Origin of the sequence: Mesorhizobium sp. Pch-S (assembly GCF_004136315.1) — a bacterium.
In the GTDB taxonomy this organism is placed as follows: Bacteria; Pseudomonadota; Alphaproteobacteria; order Rhizobiales; family Rhizobiaceae; genus Mesorhizobium.
This window is the reverse complement of the sequence record NZ_CP029562.1, coordinates 1989291-2009574: the sequence shown is the minus strand read 5'-3', so window position 1 is coordinate 2009574 and position 20284 is coordinate 1989291. Positions and strand designations below refer to the sequence as shown.

At 63.8% G+C, this 20284-nt stretch carries 19 protein-coding genes; 16 read left to right on the top strand and 3 right to left on the bottom strand.

Features of this window, described 5'->3' with window-relative positions; translation table 11 throughout:
• Positions 1-22: 22 nt before the first annotated feature.
• The gene (locus C1M53_RS09125) at positions 23-292 is read right to left on the bottom strand and encodes a hypothetical protein (protein WP_207213087.1); all 270 of its coding nucleotides are present in this window, start codon (positions 290-292) and stop codon (positions 23-25) included.
• A gap of 113 nt (positions 293-405) precedes the next feature.
• Between C1M53_RS09125 and C1M53_RS09120 the strand changes: the two genes are divergently transcribed.
• Complete coding sequence (locus C1M53_RS09120) at positions 406-1569, top strand: MFS transporter (RefSeq protein WP_129411957.1); 1164 nt, start codon at positions 406-408, stop codon at positions 1567-1569.
• Positions 1570-1701: 132 nt separating this feature from the next.
• On the top strand, positions 1702-2895 hold the full coding sequence (locus tag C1M53_RS09115) for a GGDEF domain-containing protein (protein ID WP_129411956.1): 1194 nt from the start codon (positions 1702-1704) through the stop codon (positions 2893-2895).
• Positions 2896-2939: 44 nt separating this feature from the next.
• Here the strand turns inward: C1M53_RS09115 and C1M53_RS09110 are convergent, their stop codons facing one another.
• Complete coding sequence (locus tag C1M53_RS09110; RefSeq protein WP_129411955.1) at positions 2940-3899, bottom strand: DJ-1/PfpI family protein; 960 nt, start codon at positions 3897-3899, stop codon at positions 2940-2942.
• Positions 3900-4106: 207 nt separating this feature from the next.
• Here C1M53_RS09110 and C1M53_RS09105 point away from each other — a divergent pair, with 207 nt between their 5' ends.
• The 14 genes from C1M53_RS09105 (at position 4107) to C1M53_RS09040 (ending at position 19731) form a co-directional block, all read left to right on the top strand.
• Positions 4107-4898 (top strand): DJ-1/PfpI family protein, encoded by a 792-nt coding sequence (locus C1M53_RS09105; protein WP_129411954.1) that lies wholly within the window; start codon positions 4107-4109, stop codon positions 4896-4898.
• A 415-nt stretch (positions 4899-5313) separates the two neighbouring features.
• Positions 5314-6627, top strand: coding sequence for a cytosine permease (locus C1M53_RS09100; protein ID WP_129411953.1), 1314 nt, complete (start codon positions 5314-5316; stop codon positions 6625-6627).
• A gap of 65 nt (positions 6628-6692) precedes the next feature.
• Complete coding sequence (locus tag C1M53_RS09095) at positions 6693-7709, top strand: alpha/beta fold hydrolase (protein ID WP_129411952.1); 1017 nt, start codon at positions 6693-6695, stop codon at positions 7707-7709.
• Positions 7710-7854: 145 nt separating this feature from the next.
• Complete coding sequence (locus C1M53_RS09090) at positions 7855-9012, top strand: transporter substrate-binding domain-containing protein (RefSeq protein WP_245488497.1); 1158 nt, start codon at positions 7855-7857, stop codon at positions 9010-9012.
• A 23-nt stretch (positions 9013-9035) separates the two neighbouring features.
• The gene (locus tag C1M53_RS09085) at positions 9036-9704 is read left to right on the top strand and encodes an ANTAR domain-containing protein (RefSeq protein ID WP_129411950.1); all 669 of its coding nucleotides are present in this window, start codon (positions 9036-9038) and stop codon (positions 9702-9704) included.
• Positions 9705-9937: 233 nt separating this feature from the next.
• Positions 9938-11185 carry a transporter substrate-binding domain-containing protein gene (locus C1M53_RS09080; protein ID WP_129411949.1) on the top strand — a complete coding sequence of 416 codons (1248 nt, stop codon included), beginning with the start codon at positions 9938-9940 and terminating at the stop codon, positions 11183-11185.
• A gap of 121 nt (positions 11186-11306) precedes the next feature.
• Entirely contained in the window at positions 11307-12176 is an 870-nt protein-coding gene (urtB, locus tag C1M53_RS09075; RefSeq protein WP_129411948.1) for an urea ABC transporter permease subunit UrtB, read from the top strand.
• 34 nt (positions 12177-12210) lie between these two features.
• Entirely contained in the window at positions 12211-13443 is a 1233-nt protein-coding gene (gene urtC, locus C1M53_RS09070; RefSeq protein ID WP_245488496.1) for an urea ABC transporter permease subunit UrtC, read from the top strand.
• Positions 13440-14198: an urea ABC transporter ATP-binding protein UrtD gene (urtD, locus tag C1M53_RS09065; RefSeq protein ID WP_129411947.1), complete on the top strand. Its 759-nt coding sequence runs from the start codon at positions 13440-13442 to the stop codon at positions 14196-14198. The genes urtC and urtD overlap by 4 nt, the downstream gene beginning before the upstream one ends.
• The gene (gene urtE, locus C1M53_RS09060; RefSeq protein WP_129411946.1) at positions 14191-14886 is read left to right on the top strand and encodes an urea ABC transporter ATP-binding subunit UrtE; all 696 of its coding nucleotides are present in this window, start codon (positions 14191-14193) and stop codon (positions 14884-14886) included. The genes urtD and urtE overlap by 8 nt, the downstream gene beginning before the upstream one ends.
• A gap of 69 nt (positions 14887-14955) precedes the next feature.
• Positions 14956-15993: an aliphatic amidase gene (locus C1M53_RS09055; RefSeq protein WP_129411945.1), complete on the top strand. Its 1038-nt coding sequence runs from the start codon at positions 14956-14958 to the stop codon at positions 15991-15993.
• A 155-nt stretch (positions 15994-16148) separates the two neighbouring features.
• Positions 16149-16982, top strand: coding sequence for a CbbQ/NirQ/NorQ/GpvN family protein (locus C1M53_RS09050; RefSeq protein ID WP_129411944.1), 834 nt, complete (start codon positions 16149-16151; stop codon positions 16980-16982).
• 29 nt (positions 16983-17011) lie between these two features.
• On the top strand, positions 17012-19219 hold the full coding sequence (locus tag C1M53_RS09045) for a VWA domain-containing protein (RefSeq protein ID WP_165358104.1): 2208 nt from the start codon (positions 17012-17014) through the stop codon (positions 19217-19219).
• Between the two features lie 44 nt (positions 19220-19263).
• Positions 19264-19731, top strand: coding sequence for a helix-turn-helix transcriptional regulator (locus C1M53_RS09040; RefSeq protein WP_129411942.1), 468 nt, complete (start codon positions 19264-19266; stop codon positions 19729-19731).
• A 65-nt stretch (positions 19732-19796) separates the two neighbouring features.
• Here C1M53_RS09040 and C1M53_RS09035 read toward each other — a convergent pair whose 3' ends face one another.
• Positions 19797-20213 carry a RidA family protein gene (locus C1M53_RS09035; RefSeq protein WP_207213086.1) on the bottom strand — a complete coding sequence of 139 codons (417 nt, stop codon included), beginning with the start codon at positions 20211-20213 and terminating at the stop codon, positions 19797-19799.
• Between the last annotated feature and the right edge of the window lie 71 nt (positions 20214-20284).

Genomic DNA, 20284 nt, shown 5'->3' with positions numbered 1-20284 from the left:
AGCGTCAGCGGGCCGCGACGCCTTAAAAGCGACAGGCCAGGCATTCGTCAGCAAGGACATACTCGGCTTTCCAGTAGTGCGGGTCGCCGATCTCACGGAATTCGACACCATCCGCAAGTGGGTAGCTGGAGTGGAACTGTTGCGCCAGCATCACCAGCAGACGGCACTGCGGAGGCCATTCGCCGATCTCGACGATCGTGTTGCCGCGAGCAAGCTCGGCCTCGAGGATGGCTTGCAGCGGCGATGCCATCGTCACGACCAGCCGGCTGCCTTTCCCGTCGGGTCCGCGCATGTTAAGCCTCGGTCTCGTGGGATAACCGAAGCATAGCCTCGAAACCCGATACGCAACACCACGCCGTATCGGAGGGTCTTCCGGAGCGGCGAAACGCGCAACGGAATGGGCTCATGGACCTTCGGATATTCTTGCTGGCTTTGGCGACCTTCGCCACCGGCACTGCGGAAAACATCGTCATCGGTATCCTGCCGGATGTCGCTTCAGGCCTTGATATCTCGATCGGCCTTGCCGGCCAACTGACGGCTGCCTTCTCGATCACCTTTGCACTCGCCGCTCCGCTGGCGCTCTTCATGGCGACGCGGCTGGAACGCAGGACCATGCTGGGTCTGGCACTGCTCGTGTTCCTGGCCAGCAATCTGCTGGCCGCGGCCAGCGCCAGCTATGCCGTCCTGTTCGTCGCCCGCATCGGCATGGCCGCTGCCAGCGCAGCCGCCTGCCTCGTCGCGACGATGCTGGCGACCGAACTGGCCGGGCCAGCCATGCGCGGCAGGGCGATCGGCATCATCTTCATGGGGATCAGCGGTTCCATGGTGCTCGGCGTGCCGGCGGGAATGCTGATCGGCGGCCATTTCGGCTGGCGCGCGGTTTTTGTCGCGCTTGCCCTGCTTGCCGTGGCCGTGTTCCTCATCTGCCAGCGCACGCTGCCGACGGTGGGGCACGGCCGGCCGACGGCATCGGGCTATCGGCAGCATCTGCGCTCCTTGCCACTGGTTGCCGCCCAGTCTGTTTCGATCCTGATGATCGGTGGCCATTTCATGCTGTTCGCCTATCTGGCGCCCTACCTCACCGAGGTGGTGGGCGTCGCACCGGGCAATGTCGTGCTGTTCTTTCTCGCCTTCGGGATCGCCGGCGTCTGCGGCGGTTACTGCGGCGGCTGGCTGGCCGATGGCGTCGGGCCGCGTTTCGCCATCGTGGCGACGCCGCTCGCCTATCTGGTCGCGCTTCTCGCCATACCGTTCGCGGCGGAGATACCCGGGCTCTTCATCATCGCGATGATGATCTGGGCAATGATCAGCTGGATGATCTCGCCTGTCGTGCAGAGTTTCCTGATCGCGACGGGACCACAGACGGCGGAAGCCGGCGTCGGCCTCAACCTGTCGGCCATGCATGTCGGTGTCGGCCTTGGCACGGCACTGGGTGGCTCCGCGCTGGCCTGGCTGCCTTTGCAGAGCCTGCCCTGGCTGGGTGGGTTGCTGGCGGCTGCAGCTGTGACCGCGGCCTTTGTCGCCGTGCACCGCAGCGCGCAGACGTGGATCACGCAGCCGGACCTCTGAATATTTTCGCTGCGGATCGTCATCCTGGCATCGCCGCCGGCTTTTCTAACAGTTGACGCAAAACGCGCCTTTTATTTTAACGTCTGGGCAAGTGGCGAACCCGTAGGAGGGGGCTTCGCCCGGGACATTGTGATGAAACTCGACTTCCTGACGCTTTACATCGTCATCCTGCTCAACTCGCTGACGGTGGCCGTCATCTGGGGCGCGATCGCCTATCGCTACCGCAATTTCGCGGCGGCGCGCGTGTGGCTGGCCGGCTGTGTGCTGTCCACCATCGGCGGCTGCGTGCTGGCGCTGCAGGGCAATGAGGGCAGCTATGTGCCGGCCGTGGTCGGCAACGGCTTCGTCATCTTCGGCTTCTGCATGTTCTGGGTCGGCGTGCGCGTCTTCTACGGCCAGTCCGGCGGGCTGAAGGCAAGCGTGGCCATCACTGCCGCCAGCCTGCTCCTGTTGCTGCTGCTGTTCGGCAGTCTGCAGGGCCGCAATCTCGTCTATGCCGGCGGCCAGTCGGTGCCTCTGGTGCTTGCCGCCTGGTACCTGCTGCGCTGGCATCGCAAGGATCTCGGCGCGATGATCGCTGCCACCGCCATGATCGTCGGCATCCTGGGTCATCTCATCGAAAGTGCCCTGAACGTCGGGCTGATGCTGGGTCATGTCGACCAGGACTTCTACACCACGGTGGAATCCTACGCGCTGCTGTGCGTGATCTTCTCGGGCGTGGTGTGGAATTTCGGCTTCACCGTCATGTCGATCGGGCGGCTGCGCGAGGAGCTTGCCGAACTTGCCCAGACCGATGATCTCACCGGCGTTCCCAATCGCCGCCATTTCCTGGCCTTGCTGGAAGCCGAGGACAAACGCACGCGCCGCACCGGCCGCCACTTCTCGCTGATGCTGATCGACATCGACCATTTCAAGCGCTTCAACGACACCCAGGGCCATGCCTTCGGCGACCGCATCCTGCGCCAGTTCGCCGAGATCGCCAGGGCGATGATACGCGGCAGCGATACCGTTTTCCGGCTTGGCGGCGACGAGTTCGCGATCTTGTTGCCGGAAACGACCGCGCGCCAGGCGGAAAAGGTCGCTTCCGTTCTCGTCGCCACCGTGCGCGAAGGCAGCGGCAAGGCGGAAGACGAGGAACGCTTCACCATCAGCGTCGGCATCGCGGAGTGGACGCCGGACATCTATGTCGCCGCTGTCGACCTCACCGCCAGGGCGGACGAGGCGCTCTATCGCGCCAAGGAAGCCGGTCGCAACGGCTATGCCATTTCCGGCATGAAGAACCGCAGGCCGCCGGGGCAAAGCCACCTCAAGCTGGTGGTTTCTTAAGAGGGTTATCCCCTTCTCCCCTTGTGGGAGAAGGAAACGGTGTCCTAGCCAAAGCGCTCCCGGTATTCGCTCGGCGTGATGCCGAGCGTGCGTATGAAAGCGCGGCGCAGTCCCTGCAGGTCGCCGAAGCCGCTGCTTGCGGCGATGCTTTTCATCGGCTGGCCACCGTCTTCCAGCATGCGTTTGGCGGCTTCGAGCCGCAGCGCCTCCATGGCGGCGGCCGGCGTCTGGCCGACTGCGGCATGGAACTTGCGGGCGAAGCTGCGCGGGCTCATCGCGGCGCGCTCCGCCAGCGCGTCGACCGACAGGTCTTCGGCGAGATTGTCCGCAGCCCAGGCGATCAGCTGCGAGAAGGCCTCGCTGCCCTGCAAGGCTAGCGTGGAACTGAACTGCTTCTGGCCGCCCGGCCGGCGCAGGAACACCACCAGTGCCTTTGCCACCATCATGGCGAGGCCGCGGCCATGATCCTGCTCGACCAGATGCAAGGCGAGGTCGATGCCGGCGCTGACCCCGGCCGAGGTCCAAACCGGCCCGTCCTGCTGGTAGATCAGATCCGGCACGACGGTGGTGGAAGGGTAACGCGCCTTCAGCATGTCCGTGGCGCGCCAGTGCGTGGTTGCCTTGCGCTCGTCCAGCAGTCCGGCGGCACCCAGCAGGAAGGCGCCGACGCAGACCGAACAGATGCGCCGCGCCCGGCCGGCATTCTGCGCCAGCCAGTCGACAAGCGGCGGCTCCGCATCGTCCTCCAGGCTGGAACGGCCGCCCGGCACGACGATGGTGTCGACCGTGTGCATGTCGACCTCGGCAAGCGTTTGCGTGCCGATCGTCAGGCCCGAGCGCGTACGCACCATGCCGCCGGCGATCGATGCCACCACGATCGTGTAGATCGGCTGGCCGCCGCTTTGTTCGGTCGCGCTCGATGCGGTCGAAAACACCTGGATCGGACCGATGAGATCGAGATCGGTCACGCCGTCGAAAGCGAGGAACAGGATGGTTTTTGGCATTATGGCAGGAAATGAAGCTTCATTGTCATCCTGCCAAATAGCATGATCGTCTAGACACGTCTCCAACAAATACCGCCGGCAACCGGGCCCCCAATTCCGGCTTGCTGGGCAATCACCTCTTCCTCGCCCGGCGAGGGAGAGGTGATGAGCACAATGGCGCGACGCAGACGCGAAGCGCCTCGCGAGGACCAAAGAAGGACGACGGGCATGCAGAGACGTGACGTGTTGCAGATGCTGGCGCTGGCTGCGCTCACGGCACCGGCCCTGCGGGTGCAGGAAGCCGCGGCCGCGATCAAATTCGACCCGAAAGCGCCGAAGCCGACATTCGTCATGCTGGTGCATCCCGACATGGTGCTGCTCGATCTCGTGCCGGCGCTGACCGCCTTCAAGCTCACCATGGGCGACGTGCAGCTGGTGTGGAAGGATCGCAACCCTGTGTCGACCGATGTCGGCGTCGACGTCCGCCCGACCGCGACCCTTGCCGAGGCCCATCCCGCGCCCGACGTTCTCTACATTCCGGGCGGCATCAGGGGCACCGTCGCCTGCATGCAGGACCCGGAGGTGATCGCCTTCGTCGAAAAGACCGGTGCTTCGGCACACTTCGTCACCAGCGCCTGCACCGGCTCGCTGCTGCTCGGCGCGGCCGGGCTTCTCGAGGGCTACCGCGCCACCGGCCACTGGCAGTCCCGGCATGTGCTGCCGCATCTCGGCGCCATTCTCGAAGACGGGCGCGTGGTGCGTGACCGCAACCGTATCACAGCCGGCGGCGTCACCGCCGGGCTCGATTTCGGCCTCGTCGTCGCCTCGCTCGTCCGCGATGAGGAATGGGCGAAATCAATCCAGCTGATCCTGGAATATGCGCCGGAGCCTCCCTTCGACGCGGGCACGCCGGTCCGCGCCGGCACGGAGATCACCGCGCAGGTTTCCGATCTCCTGAAGCCGAGTCTCGGGCCTCTCGACAAGGCGGTGGCGCAGGCGCGCAAGCGGCTGCAGCTGTAGGCCCGTCAAGGCACGAAGCGCTTCGGTGCTTGCCGGCGGCCTTCATTTTGAACTCCGAAACGCCGTATTGACAGGGTTTCGATGCCCGTCTAACGTTTCGTTCGCCTGTTAAGCAGGCAGGTGGCAACGGGGCCACCCAATCAGATCAAGGCAAGAAGGCCTCCCTTTGACTTCGGAAACGAAGCCATCGGGAGGCCTTTGTCGTTTTGGCGATACCGACCGAGATGCCGATGGGGAACCGGCGCCGGACGGCTATGACAAGGGGCTTGCGCCGGCGAACCGTCAGTGGTTCACGCCGCGCGCCTTTCTGACCATGGCCTGAATGCGCTTCCACCGGGGAAAGCGGGTGAGGACAAGGATGTCCAATCGCGACGACTGCCGCACACGCAACGCGATTGACCCCTGGGAGGGTGGCATGAACAACAAGACGGAGATCGAGACGCTCGACAGCGTCGATCACATATTGGGTGAAGAATACGAACATCAGCCCGTGCCGATGGCGGCGCGGCGCTCGACCTTTTCGGTGACGACGGTCTGGATCGGCTTTCCGATGATCATCACCGGCGCCATGACCGGCTCGATACTCGTGCTCGGCATGGGCTTCACCAGCGCATTGTGGGCGATGGTGATCGGCAACCTCATCATGTTCGCCTATGTCGGCGCGCTCGGGCTTCTTGGCACCAACCGCGGCATGAACTTCGCGCTGCTGGCCTCGATCGTGTTCGGCCGCAAGGGTTATGTCTTCGCCTCCGGCCTGCTGTCGACGCTGCTGCTCGGCTGGTATGCCGTGCAGACCGGCATCACCGGCGCGCTGATCAGTTCGGCCTATGACCTCAACTATGTGGCCATGACCATCATCGCCGGCCTGCTCTACATCGGCATCACCTTCGTCGGTGTGCACGGGCTGCATCTGGTCGGCCTGGTTTCGGTGCCGCTCTTCGTCATCCTCGGCGGCTGGGTGGTCTTCGATGCCGCTTCCGCCACCAGCTGGCAGGCGATCCTCGCCTATCCCGGCAACAATGGCGCGGCCACCATGTCGATGGGCGTCGGGCTCACCGTCGTCATCGCGCTGTTCATCGATGCCGGCACGGTGAGCGCCGACTTCAACCGCTGGGCCAAGGACGGCAGGGCCTCGCTGATCGCGACCTTCAGCGCCTTCCCGTTCGCCAACCTGATCGCCATGCTGGTCGGCGGCATCATGACGGCGGCCCTTGCCGTTCCGAATGCCAATCCGTTCGGCGCCGACAACATGTTCGGCTACATCAACGGCAAGCAGGTGGCCTTCCTCAGCGCGCTCGCCTTCGTCTTCCTCTACCTCAACCTTGGCTCGGTCTGCGCACACTGCCTCTACAATGCCGCCACCGGCTGGTCGCGCATCTTCCACACCCGCATGCGCGTGATGGCCGTCATCCTCGGCGCCATCGGCATTGTGGTCGCGGCCGGCAATGTCTGGGCCTTCTTCATCCAGTGGCTGTCGCTGCTCGGCATCCTGGTTCCGCCGATCGGCGCGATCATCCTGGTCGACCAGTATCTGGCCCGCAAGAATGCCGAGATCGATCGTGATTGGCGCCCGACCGCCTTCATTGCCTGGATCATCGGCTCGGCGGTGGCCGTCATCGTCGAATTCTACCTGCCGCATTTCTCGACCGCCATCAGCGCGGCGCTCGCCGGCGGCATCGCCTATGCGGCGCTCTCGCTGCGCGCGTCGCCGGAGCGGGCAACCGCATGATTTTCGGGCGGGGCCGACGAACAGGCCTCGCCCGCCTTCTGTTCGCAAGTAAAGGAAACTGCCTGATGCCTGACTATGAGATCTACTCGCTGGGCGATTTTGTCCTGCAACGCGGGGCGACGCTGCGCGACGCCAAGCTTGCCTACAAGACCTTCGGCAAGCTGAACGCCAAGAAGGACAACGTCGTCGTCTTCCCGACCTGGTACTCCGGCCAGCACGTCGACAATGAATGGCTGATCGGCAAGGGCATGACGCTCGACCCGGCCAAGTATTTCATCATCATCCCGAACATGTTCGGCAACGGGCTGTCGTCGTCGCCCAGCAACACGCCGGAACCCTATAACAAGTCGCGCTTTCCTCAGGTGACGGCCTATGACAACGTTCGTGCCCAGCACCAGCTGGTCACCGAGAAGTTCGGCGTCAAGAAACTGAAGCTGGTGGTCGGCTGGTCGATGGGCGCCTTGCAGACCTTCCACTGGGGGGCGATGTATCCCGACATGGTCGAGCGCATCGCGCCGTTCTGCGGCTCCGCCAAATGCTCGCGCCATAATTTCGTGTTCCTGGAAGGCGTCAAGGCAGCACTCACCGCCGACTCCGCCTGGAACAATGGCTGGTACGACAACAAGCCGGAGAAGGGTCTGCGCGCCATGGCCCGCGTCTATGCCGGCTGGGGCTTCTCGCAGGCGTTCTATCGTCAGGAACTCGACCTCAAGGCGCTCGGCCATTCCTCGCTGGAGGATTTCCTGGTCTCCTTCTGGGAGGGCTTTTTCCTGCCCAAGGACGCCAACAACCTTTTGACCATGCTGTGGACCTGGCAGAACGGCGACATCAGCGACAACGAGCTTTACAAGGGCGATTTCAGGAAGGCGCTCAAGGCCATCAAGGCCAAGGCCTTCGTCATGCCCGGCCGTACCGATCTCTACTTCCCGCCGGAAGACAGCGAATTCGAAGTGGCCAACATGCCGAACGCCAAATTCCTGCCGTTCGAGTCGGTCTGGGGGCACTTTGCCGGCGGGCCGGGAACCAGCCCGAACGACGTCAAGTTCCTCGACGGCAAGCTGAAGGAACTTATGGCCAGTTGACCCGTGAAGCGGCCGGCCGCAAGCTGCGCGGCCGGCCGCAGCTGAATGCCAATGAAACAAGAGCCTGATGCGCAACAAGCGAAAATCGCGAGTGCATCAGGCAAAAAACAAACCAAGCGGCACTGGGGAATCGTGGGAGCGTATATTGACGAGATCAAGCAATACCTCCGAACCGTGGCGCGTCGGCGTCCTCTTCTCGCGAACCGGCTTCATGGCCGTGATCGAGGAGACGCAGCTGCGTGGCACGCTGACGGCGATCGAAGAAATCAACGCCGCCGGCGGCGTCAACGGTCGTCCGCTCGAGCCGGTCGTCTACGACCCCGGCTCCGAGGCGAGCGCCTTCGGCCGCTATGCCAAGAAGCTGATGGTCGAAGACGGCGTTTCGACCATCTTCGGCTGCTACACCTCATCCAGCCGCAAGGCGGTGCTGCCGGTGGTCGAAAGGCTGAACGGGCTGCTGTGGTATCCGACGCTTTATGAGGGGTTCGAGTTCTCGCCCAATGTCATCTACACCGGTGCGACGCCGAACCAGAACAGCGTCGAGCTCTGCCGCATCCTGATGGAGCGCTACGGCACCCGCTTTTATTTCATCGGCGCCGACTACATCTATCCGCGCGAATCCAACCGCATCATGCGCGAATTGATCCGCAACAGCGGCGGCACGGTCGTCGGCGAATCCTATGTGCGCATGGGCGCCTCGCGGGAGGAGTTCCTGCCGGTGATGCGCGACGTCAAGCGCGCCCAGCCCGATGTCATCTTCTCCACCGTCGTCGGCGATGGAACAGTCTATCTCTACCAGGCCTATGCCGATCTCGGGCTCGACCCCAAGGTCATGCCGATCGCGTCGCTGACCACCACGGAAGCAGAGATCCGCGCTATGGGCTTTGACGTCGGCGAGGGCCACATCACCGCGGCACCCTATTTCCAGGGCGTCGGCAACGAGCGCAACTCGTCTTTCGTGCGCGATTACAAGAAACGCTACGGCGATGACGAGCCGACCAACATGTGCCTGGAAGCTTCCTATTTCCAGGTCAACGCCTTCGCCAAGACGCTGGAACAGACCAACTCGATGGACACCGAGATCCTGCGTGCTTCAGTGATGGGATCGGAGTTCGAAGCGCCGCAGGGCGATGTCGCCATCAATCCGATCTGGGGTCACGCCGACCTGTGGACGCGTATCGGCCGGGCCAACCGGCAAGGCCAGTTCGATCTTGTTTATGAATCGCCATCCTGCGTCCTCTCCGACCCCTATCTGCTGGGGTACGGACGCAGTCTTGGCCAGAAGAATCTCGAGCTCGCATAGGCGGCGGCGGGGAGGAACAGACAGTGCAGGAAACCATCGACATCGCAAGATTTGCCCGCGAACGGCAGGGCGCAGGCACCAAGAAGGACGCGGGTGGCCGCGACGCGCCCTCCGGTCCGTCATCGTCGCGTTCGTTCTGGAATCTCAAGGTTGCGGTCATCGTCGACCGCAACGACGACGGCGAACGGCTGATCCGCGAACTGCAGCGCCTGCGCTGCGACGTACATCACGAATGGCCGATGCCCTCGCAGATACCGGCGCAGTACGACGTCGTCTTCTGCGTGCTTTCACCAGACCTGCCGCAACGCCTGCCCTGGATCCCGGGAGAGCCTGCCTCAGCACTGGTGGTCATCGATCCTGGCGCCGGCATGCTCGATCTCAACCTGCTGCACAATTGTGCGGCGCACGGCGTGCTGCACTACCCGGTGACGTCGCGTTCGGTGCAGTCGACCCTGGCGCTGGCGCGCGGGCATTTCCTCTACGAGCGCCGGCTGCGTGGACGCATCGAAAAGCTGGACGAGAGCCTGCGCACCATGCGCAGCGTCGAGCGGGCGAAGTCGTTGCTTATGCGGCTAAAGAACGTCAGCGAGGAAGAGGCCTACAACTACCTCCGGCGCCAGGCGATGGAACGGCGCGTGACGATCGGCGCGGTGGCCAGTGCCATCATTGACTCCTACGAACTTCTTGGCTAGCGTTCGGGTATCGGCAGCAACGACGCTGCCGGCGAAATAAAGGTAACGGAACCTCACGACTTTCGCGGAAGCGGGACGTGGGGTTTTTTGTTGCGTACGACCTTACTCTAGCGAGCCCTTGGCGGGTTCGCAGCGGCGTCGCTGCCGCGAAAAACAACAGGGCAATACGGCCTCGAAACGGTCTGCTTCGGCAGCTCGCTTCGGGGCCTTTTTTGTTTTCAGGGGAGAAGAAGGTGAAAAGCAATCGTCGCAGTTTTCTGAAGGCCACTGCCGCTTTCGGCACCGTGTCCCTCGTCGGTTTCCCGCATATCTGGAGCAAGAATTCGTCGCTGGCCTATGCCGCCGACGGCGAGATCAAGGTGGGCGTGCTGTTCTCGCTCACCGGTACCACCGCCATCATCGAGGAGTCGCTCAACAAGGCGACGATCATGGCGATCGAGGAGATCAATGCCGCCGGTGGCATCAACGGCAGGAAGCTCGTGCCGGTGGTCGAGGACCCGGCCTCCGATCCGGCGACCTTCGCCGAAAAGGCCCGCAAGCTGGTGCTGTCCGACAAATGCGTCTCGGTGTTCGGCTCCTACACCTCGGCCAGCCGCAAGGCGGTGCTGCCGGTGTTCGAGAAGCAGAACAATCTCTACTGGTACCCGACCCTCTATGAGGGCCGCGAATGCTCGAAGAACGTCATCTACACCGGCGCCGTGCCCAACCAGCAGCAGGACGACTTCGTGCCGTGGCTGGTCGAGAAGTTCGGCAAGCGCTGGTACCTGATCGGCTCGAACTACATCTACCCGAAGGAAGAGAACAACTACTGCAAGAAGCTGCTGGCCGAGCTCGGCGCAGAGGTGGTCGCCGAGGAGTATGTACCGCTCGGCCATTCCGAGTTCTCGTCCGTCATCAACAAGCTGAAGGCCGAGAAGCCGAACGTCATCTTCTCCACCGTGGTCGGCGATTCCGTGGTCGCACTGCACCGCCAGTACCATGCCGCCGGCCTCGATCCCGAGAAGATGCCGATGGCAAGCCTCACCACCTCCGAGAACGAAGTGGCGGCGATGGGCGGCGAGGCGGCCGCCGGCCACTTCACCTCGGCGCCCTACTTCATGGTGTGGGACTCGCCCGAGAACCACAAATTCGTCGATGCCTACAAGAAGCGCTGGGGCGGCGACAAGGTCACCCACTTCGTGTCCGAACCGTCCTATTTCCAGATCTACCTGTTCAAGCAGGCGGTCGAGAAACTGGCCGGCTCCGACATCTCGCCCAACGCCATCCGTGAGGCGGTGAAAGGCCAGGAACTGGTGGCGCCGCAGGGCAAGGTCCGCGTCGAGCCGGAGAACCTGCACAGCTGGCTGTGGCCGAAGATCGGCCAGTGCCAGGCCGACGGCCAGTTCAAGATTCTGAAGCAGTCGGCCAACTGGCTCGAGCCGTCGCCCTACAAGGCCTACCCCAACCAGCACTGCACGGCCGAAGGCCTCAAGCAGAGCTGATTGCCTGCGCACCGGCCCCGAAAATCGGTTCCGATTTTCGGAAAGCGCGATGCGCAACTTGAAGCAATCGGTGGCGGGCTTCGCACCGCCCCGTCCCCTCTTTCCCGGAAGAAGCGGCGACATGGAAATCTTCGTCTCCCAGATCATGACGGGCCTGAGCATCGGCTCCATCCTGCTGTTGGTCGCGCTCGGCCTCGCCATCATCTATGGCGTTACCGGCGTCATCAACCTTGCCCATGGCGAGTTCGTCATGCTCGGAGCCTACGCGGCCTGGTTCCTGCAGACGCAGTTCGGGCTCGGCCTGCTGGCGAGCCTGGTACCGATTTTCCTGCTGCTCGCCTTGTTTGGCTGGCTCATTGAGGCGCTGGTCATCCGCCATCTCTATGACCGGCCGCTCGACACCATCCTGGCGACCTGGGGCATCGGCGTCATGGCGCAGCAGGCGATCCGCCTGACCGCTGGCGGTGAATTGCGCTACGTGCAGATGCCGGAATCGCTGTCGCAGAGCGTCAACATTCTCGGCGCGACCGACTCCGCCTATCGCCTGTTCATCCTGTTCCTGTCGCTCGGCCTGTTCGCGCTGACCTGGGGCATCTACCGCTACACCAGTTTCGGCCTGAAGCTGCGCGCCATCACCCAGAACCGTGCGGTCGCTTCCTCCTTCGGCATCAATGCCGGCCGCATCTATCGCTCGACCTTCGCTTACGGCGCCGGCATGGCCGGCCTTGCCGGTGCGCTGGTGTCGCCCTTGAAGAGCGTGTCGCCGGAGATGGGCACCACCTATGTCGTCGACGCCTTCATGGTGGTGGTGCTCGGCGGCACGCAGAGCCTGATGGGCACGCTGGCCAGCTCGGGCATCCTCGGCGAACTGTCGGGTTACCTCGCTTTCTATTCCAACGACACGATCGCCAAGGCGCTGGTGCTGCTCGCCATCGTCGTCCTCATCCGCTTCCGGCCGCAGGGCCTGTTCACCGCCCGCCTGCGCGCCTGAGAAGACGATCATGTCCAGCCAGGGAAACAACAGAGTGCCAGAGCAAATCCAGGAAAAGGGCGTAGCGGTTTTCCGTCCGGAATTGCGTGAAAACAAAGAACTGGAGCGTTTCCGCGGTTCCGTGAAAAACGGAAACGCTCTGGCCAGAACGAAGACCGAAATCGCGCTCTACGCGGCGGTGTGTTTGGCCATCCTGCTGGTGCCGGTGTTTTTGCAGGATGCCTTCCTGCTCAACAAATATGCCCGCTATCTCGTCTTCGGCATGCTGGCCGTCTCGCTCAGCCTGTCCTGGGGTTATGGGGGCATCCTGAACCTCGGCCAGGCGATGACCTTCGGCATCGGCTCCTACTGCATGGCGATGATGCTGAAGCTCAAGACCGTTCCGGTGCACACCGGCGCCGACGGTCTTCCCGACTTCATGGTCTGGAACAACGTCACCGAACTGCCCTGGTTCTGGACACCGTTCTATTCGCCCCTGTTCGGCGTGCTCGCCGGCATCCTGCTTCCCGCCGGCGTCGCCGCCCTGCTCGGCTGGTTCGTCTTCAAGGGCAGGGTGACGGGCGTCTATGCCGCCATCATAACACTCGCCGCCATGGTGGTGGTGCAACTCGTCATCATTGACCAGCAGGCCTACACCGGCGGCTTCAACGGCATCACCGATCTCGGCCAGTTCGACATCGCCGGCATCACCTTCGACGCCTATGGTTCGTCGAGCTATTACCTTGTTGCGATCTGCCTGACCGTCACGCTGTTCCTGGCACTTGCCATCACCAGGAGCAAGGCGGGGCTGATCGTGCAGGCGATCCGCGACGAGGAGGACCGTGTCCGCTTCTTCGGCTACGACGTCGCGCTCTACAAGATCTTCATCTTCTCGGTTTCGGCGGCGATCGCAGGCCTTGCCGGCATGCTCTACACCATCGTCATGGAGTTCGCCTCGCCGACCTTCCTCGGCGTGCCGCTCTCGCTTTCGGTCGTCATATGGGTCGCGGTCGGCGGTCGGCAGAGCCTGCTCGGCGCCATGCTCGGCGCCCTCATCGTCACCGGTGTGCAGGGTGCCTTGTCGGAATCGGAAACCTTCCTCGACACCTGGACCCTGATCATGGGTCTGCTGTTCGTGCTCGTCGTGCTGTTCCTGCCGCAAGGCATTGCCGGCGCCTTCGCCAGCCTCGCCCGGCGTTTCGAACGGCAGCGTCCCGCACCGGCGCCGAAGCCGGTGCAGCACACCGAAGCCATGCCAAACGGCCGCGAGATCGAGAGCACGCGATGACCAGCGAAAACCAGCTTATCGTCGACAATGCCAGTGTGTCCTTCAGCGGCTTCCGTGCCGTGTCGGACCTCTGCCTCAAGGTCCGTGCCGGCGAACTGCGCTGCCTGATCGGTCCGAACGGCGCCGGCAAGACCACCGCGCTCGACCTGATCTGCGGCAAGACCCGATTGTCGGGCGGCGAGATCGTGTTCAAGGGCAAGCCCATCCACAGGCTCAGCGAACACGCCATCGCGCGTGCCGGCATCGGCCGCAAGTTCCAGGTGCCCAGCGTGTTCCGGGCGCTCAGCGTGCGTGACAATCTGCACATCGGCCACTCGAAGCAGCCAGGCGTGTTCGCCAATCTGACGACCTTCGGCCAGGGCGGCGACACCGAAGACATCGAGCGGCTCGCCGAACTGGTCGGGCTCGAGGACGAGCTCGACACGCCGGCCGCGCATCTGTCGCACGGGCAGACGCAATGGCTGGAGATCGCGCTGATCCTGGCGCAGGACCCGTCACTGATCCTGATGGACGAGCCCACCGCCGGCATGACCGCGCAGGAGACCAAGAAGACGGCGCAGCTCTTCAACCGGCTCGGCGGCCGCCACACGCTGATCGTCGTCGAGCACGACATGGGTTTCGTGCGCGACATCGCCCAGACCATTTCTGTCATGCACCAGGGCAAGCTGCTTGCCGAAGGCAGCATTGCCGACATCGAAGGCAACCAGGCGGTGCGTGACGCCTATCTCGGTTCCGGAGGGATCGGCCATGCTTGAGCTCGCCAATGTCGACGGCTTCTATGGCCGCAGCCGCGCCCTGCAGTCGGTTTCGATGACGGTGGAGAGCGGTGATTTCTTCTCCGTGCTCGGTCGCAACGGCGTCGGCAAGACAACGCTGCTGCGCACCATGCTCGGCCTGATGAGCCGCACCTCCGGTTCCATCCGCCTCGATGGTGAGGAACTGGTGGCGAGGCCGACGCATGAACGCGCGCTGGCCGGCCTCGGCTACGTGCCGCAGGGACGCGGCATCCTGCCGGGCTTCACCGTGCGCGAGAACCTGATGGTCGGCACCTTTGCCGCCAAGGGTGGCGGTGGCCGGATCGCCGAATGGGTGCTCGACCTGTTCCCGATCCTCAAGGAATTCCTCAACCGCCGCGGCGGCAACCTCTCCGGCGGTCAGCAGCAGCAACTGGCGATCGCACGGGCGCTGCTGTCGGAACCCAAGGTGATGCTGCTCGACGAGCCGACCGAAGGCATCCAGCCCAACATCGTCGAGGAGATCGAGGACGTGCTGATCGACCTCAACCGCAAGCAGGGCCTGACCATCGTGCTGGTCGAGCAGAACATCGCCTTTGCCCGCCGTGCCTCGAAACATTTCGCGATCCTCAATCGCGGCAGCGTCGCCGTCGGCGGCGCCATCACCGAGCTAAGCGACGACCTCATTCACAAGCATCTCGTCGTCTAGATGCCCGGGACATGATCCCGAAGATCGTGTCCGGCAAAGCGTTCAGCAACCACAGGAGGAGACTGAAAAATGTACCATGGCGATATTTCGAGCAGCAACGACACCGTCGGTGTTGCCGTCGTCAACTACAAGATGCCGCGGCTGCATACACGCGAAGAAGTGCTCGCCAATGCCCGCAAGATCGCCGACATGGTGGAAGGCATGAAGCGTGGCCTGCCTGGCATGGATCTTGTGATCTTCCCGGAATATTCCACGCACGGCATCATGTACGACCAGAAGGAAATGTACGAGACCGCCTCGGCCATTCCGGGCGAGGAAACCAGGATCTTCGCCGAAGCCTGCAAGAAGGCGCGGGTCTGGGGCGTGTTCTCGCTGACCGGCGAGCGCCATGAGGAGCACCCCAACAAGGCGCCCTACAACACGCTGATCCTGATGAACGACAAGGGCGAGATCGTGCAGAAGTATCGCAAGATCATGCCCTGGGTGCCGATCGAGGGCTGGTACCCCGGCGACTGCACCTATGTCTCGGATGGTCCCAAGGGCCTGAAGATCTCGCTCATCATCTGCGACGACGGCAACTATCCCGAAATCTGGCGCGACTGCGCCATGCGCGGGGCCGAGCTGATCATCCGCTGCCAGGGTTATATGTATCCGGCTAAGGAACAGCAGGTGTTGATCTCGAAATCGATGGCCTGGGCCAACAACGTCTATGTTGCGGTCGCCAACGCCTCCGGCTTCGACGGCGTCTATTCCTACTTCGGTCATTCGGCGATCATCGGCTTCGACGGCCGCACGCTCGGCGAATGCGGTACAGAGGAGAACGGCATCCAGTATGCGCAGCTCTCGACCTCGCTGCTGCGCGACGCGCGCCGCAACATGCAGTCGCAGAACCACCTCTTCAAGCTGCTGCACCGCGGTTACACCGGCCTGATCAACTCCGGTGACGACACCCGCGGCCATGCCGTGTGCCCGTACAACTTCTACCATCAGTGGATCACCGATCCTGAAGGCACGCGCGAAAAGGTCGAGGCGATGACCCGTCAGACGGTCGGCACGCCGGAAAGCCCGATCGAAGGCATCCCGAACAAGGTGGCGGCGCACCGCTGAACGGCGCGGCCACTGGCGTGTCGCGGCAGGCGAGGGGCCGCGGCACGTTTTGGCGTCGAATCTTCTCAGAGCACTCTCCATGGCGGCTCATCCGGCGTCTCTTCGAGGGAAGAACGTGGGTGAGAAATTGAACAGCATTCGCATCGAGGTTGGAAATGCACAGCACCAGCGGCGCCAAATCGGCTCACGATCCTGCACTCGACGATTTCAGGATCGACCGGGAACCCTATTACCGCTCCGTCGGGCACGAGGTCGCGCTGTTCCAGGCCGCCTATGGCGCGCGCATGCCTGTCATGCTCAAGGGGCCGACCGGCTGCGGCAAGACGCGTTTCGTCGAACACATGGCCTGGCGGCTCAAGCGCCCGCTGGTCACCGTTTCCTGTCATGAGGACATGACCGCGTCCGACCTCGTCGGGCGCTATCTGCTCGATGCCGACGGCACCGTCTGGCATGACGGCCCGCTGACTTTAGCCGTGCGCTCCGGCGCCATCTGCTACCTCGACGAGATCGTCGAGGCCAGACAGGACACCACCGTCGTCATCCACTCGCTGACCGACGACCGCCGCATCCTGCCGCTGGAAAAGAAGAACGAGGTCTTGAAGGCGCATCCCGATTTCCAGCTCGTCATCTCCTACAACCCCGGCTACCAGAGCGTGCTCAAGGACCTGAAGGAATCGACCAAGCAGCGTTTCGCGGCGATTGCCTTCACCTATCCTGACGCTGCGATCGAGGCGGAGATCGTGGCCTCGGAAGCCGGCGTGAACCGGCCTGTCGCCGAAACGCTGGTGCGCATCGCGCAGCGCTCGCGCAATCTGAAAGGCCACGGGCTGGAGGAGGGTGCTTCGACGCGCATGCTGATCAATGCCGGCCAGCTCGTCGCCGGCGGCATCGCGCTCGACCAGGCCTGCGAGGTGGCGCTGGTGCTACCGATCACCGACGATGCCGACATGCGCGACGCCCTCACCGCTGCAATCGCGGCCTGCCTCTGACGGCGATGATCGCTGAGCAGAAGACGATCATGCAGTCGGACGAGGCCATCCGATCCGCCTTCCCGGGCGATCTCTACCAATCCTGGGGTGATGTCTGCCGCCGTCTCGTCGGCGCCGGTTACGGCGATGTCGTCACCGACAGCTATCTGCGGCACTCGCCCGAACTCGCACGCCTCGCCTCGCCGCAGGCGGCGATCGCGCTGGCCGCGATTGTGTCGGGCCTGGCGATCCGGGCCGGCCGTCGGGCGGCGTCGCTGGCACCGGCCGCGGCGATCGTTGCGGCAAAACGCTATACCGATGCGGCCTCGCTGCAGGAATGGTTGCGGCTCATCGAACAGGTCGGCGATCAGGCGCCGGAATCGGCCGGCGCCCTGCTCGATCAGACCGCCAGCCTGACCGCGCGCCTCGACGTGCGCGCGCTGGCCTCCTGGATCAGGATCGGCCTGCGCTCGAACAATGGCGAGCCGGAGCGGCGCCTGCGTTTCTTCACGCTGGAAGACCCCAATGCACGGCGCTGGCTGCTGCGCGAAAGCGGCGAGGTCGGTTTCCTCGACCTCGAAGCGCGGCTGAAACCTTATCTGGCCGCCCTCTGGGGCGAGACGCCACCGATGCGCGAGACGCCGGCCAATGCGCCGGAGCAGGCCAGGCGACGGCCGGGCTTCGACGGCAGCGTCGTCAGGCTGCCCGCCGCCTATCCGGGCTTTTCGGGCAGCGACAGCGAGAAGCTCTACCGTGCCGCCGTCGCCCATATCGGCGCCCACTTGAAGTTCTCGCGTGAACGCTTTCCGGTCGGCGGGCTGAAACCGGCCCAGATCGCGCTGGTGTCGCTGATCGAAGACGCCAGGGTCGAGCAACTGGCGATGCGCGAGCTTCCGGGGCTGCGTCGCCTGTTCACACCCTTCCATGTGGCGGAAGCATCCGGCACCGCCACTGCGCCCGGCCTGTTCGCGCGGCTGGCGCGGGCGCTCGCCGATCCGGCCTATGACGATCCCGACCCCTGGGTTCAGAAGGGCCGTCGTGCCTTCTTCGAGGCCGAAGCGGACTGGGGCAGCCAGCAGATCAGCCGCCGCATCGGCGATTTGCTCGGCAACGATCTGGGCCAGATGCGCGTGCAGTTCGACCCGAAGAACTATGTCGTGCAGCCGCCCTACCGCGACGACAATCTCGGCCTCTGGGATTTCGGCGACGACGACCAGCAGCAATCGTCGGAGGCCGAACAGGTGCTGTCTTCGGCGCGTATCCGGCAAGAGCAGGACGACAGCCGTCCGCCCGATCGCACCGAAACCGAGATGGGCGATACCGGCGGGCGCGTCGAGGTGATCGAGCAGGCGCAGGACGGCGTGCTCGTCGCTCGCTATCCCGAATACGACTATGTCGCCGCCCGCGAGCAGCCCGAATGGACCTCGGTCAAGGAATACGCGCCGAAAGCCGTCGCCAATGGTCCGGCGGCGCGGCTTGTCGAAGAGCATGCCGATCTCGTCGCGCGGGTGGCGGCGCTGATCCGCTCCGCCCGTGTCAGCCGCGCCGAACGCCTGCGTCGCCAGCCGGAAGGCGAGTTCCTCGACATCGACGCCTGCATCGAGGCGACGGTCGCCCGCCGCATCGGCGAGGCCGCCGATCACCGCATCCATGGCCGCTATGAGCGGCGCAGCCGCGACCTGTCGGTGCTGCTGCTGCTCGACATCTCGCAGTCGACCGCCGAGAAGATGCGTGGCTCGACGCGTACGGTGCTCGATGTCGAGCGCCAGTCGGCGGCCCTGCTGGCCAGGGCTATGGCCGGACTGGGCGATCCCTTCGCCATCGCCGCCTTCTGCTCTGACAAGCGCGACGACGTGCGTTACGTTCGCATCAAGGATTTCGACCGTGGCTACGACGATCTTGTCGATGCCCGGCTGGATGGCCTGGAGAGCGGGCTCTCCACCCGCATCGGCGCCGCCATGCGCCATGCCGGCGCCGACCTTGCCCGCGAGCGCAGCTACCGCCGCCTGCTGCTCGTCGTCACCGACGGCGAGCCGTCGGACATCGACGTCGAGGACCGCCAGTATCTGGTCGAGGATGCCCGCAAGGCGGTACACCATCTCAATCGTTTCGGCATCGACACGTTCTGCGTCGGCCTGGATTCGAACGCCGACTCCTATCTCGGCCGCATCTTCGGCCAGCGCAACGCCATAACCATCGCGGCGGTCGAGCGGCTGACCGACCTTCTACCGAAACTCTATCTGACACTGAGCCGATGACGTGCATCGTCGAGGCGCCGGAATATCCACCGAAGGGGAAGCAGATGCATCATACGGAAACCGCCGACATCGCGGCGCGACTGCTCGGCCTGCGCCAGCTCCGCAACGTCACCCAGATGGAGCTGGCGACCCATATCGGCGTTTCCTACCAACAGCTGCAGAAATACGAACGCGGCCGTAACCGCATCTCTCCGGCCATGCTGCAGCGCTGTGCTGCATATCTCGGCGTGCCGATCGACTATTTCTTCTCCGAGCATGCGAGGCTGTCGAACATAACCACACGTGTGCGCAAAGGTGCGGTCGGCCGGAACCAAGCCTCAGCCCGGCTTCTCGACCCATCCGACTGGAAGATGTGGCAGCAGTTCTCGGCGCTGCCATCGAGCCTGCAGGACTCGATCCGTTCGCTGGTGGCCGACATCCACGATGTGCATCTCGGGCGGAAGGCCGCATCGGAGCGTGCGCGCGCCGCCCGGCCGACCGGCCGGGCCAAACAGAACGCGGCCGTTCAATAGAAAGACGAAGCATCTGGCGGGGTTCTGTACGTCTTCGGTCCAGATATCATCTCAGTCGCAGGCGTTTACCGCGCGCCGGGACATAGAGCTATCGCTTCAATCTCGACCAGGATATCCGGGCGAAAGAACCTGCTGACCTCAACCAGGGTGCTTGTCGGGGGTGCTTCACCGACGATGAATCGATCACGTACGGATCGCAAGGTCGGCAGGTTAGCCATATCGGTGACAAACATGCCGAATTTCACCACGTGCCGGAAATCACTCCCGATGGCTTCGAGGGCGGCCCCAATATTACGAAAGACCTGGATCGCCTGCTCTTCAAAATTCTGGCCGCCGATGAGCTCTCCGTCGCTGTTCAATGGTACTTGCCCAGATATGAAGGCTAGATTTGCCTTCGCTGGCACGATGGCGATGTGGCTGTATCCAGCCGGCGCCGGCAAGGTAGCGGGAGCCAGCAGTATCTGTTCTTGCGGATGAGTCACGTTACCCTCCAATTTCGCATTCACCAGCACCGTCTTGCCCTGGAGACGACCCGGTGCGTGTTCTTGGTGAC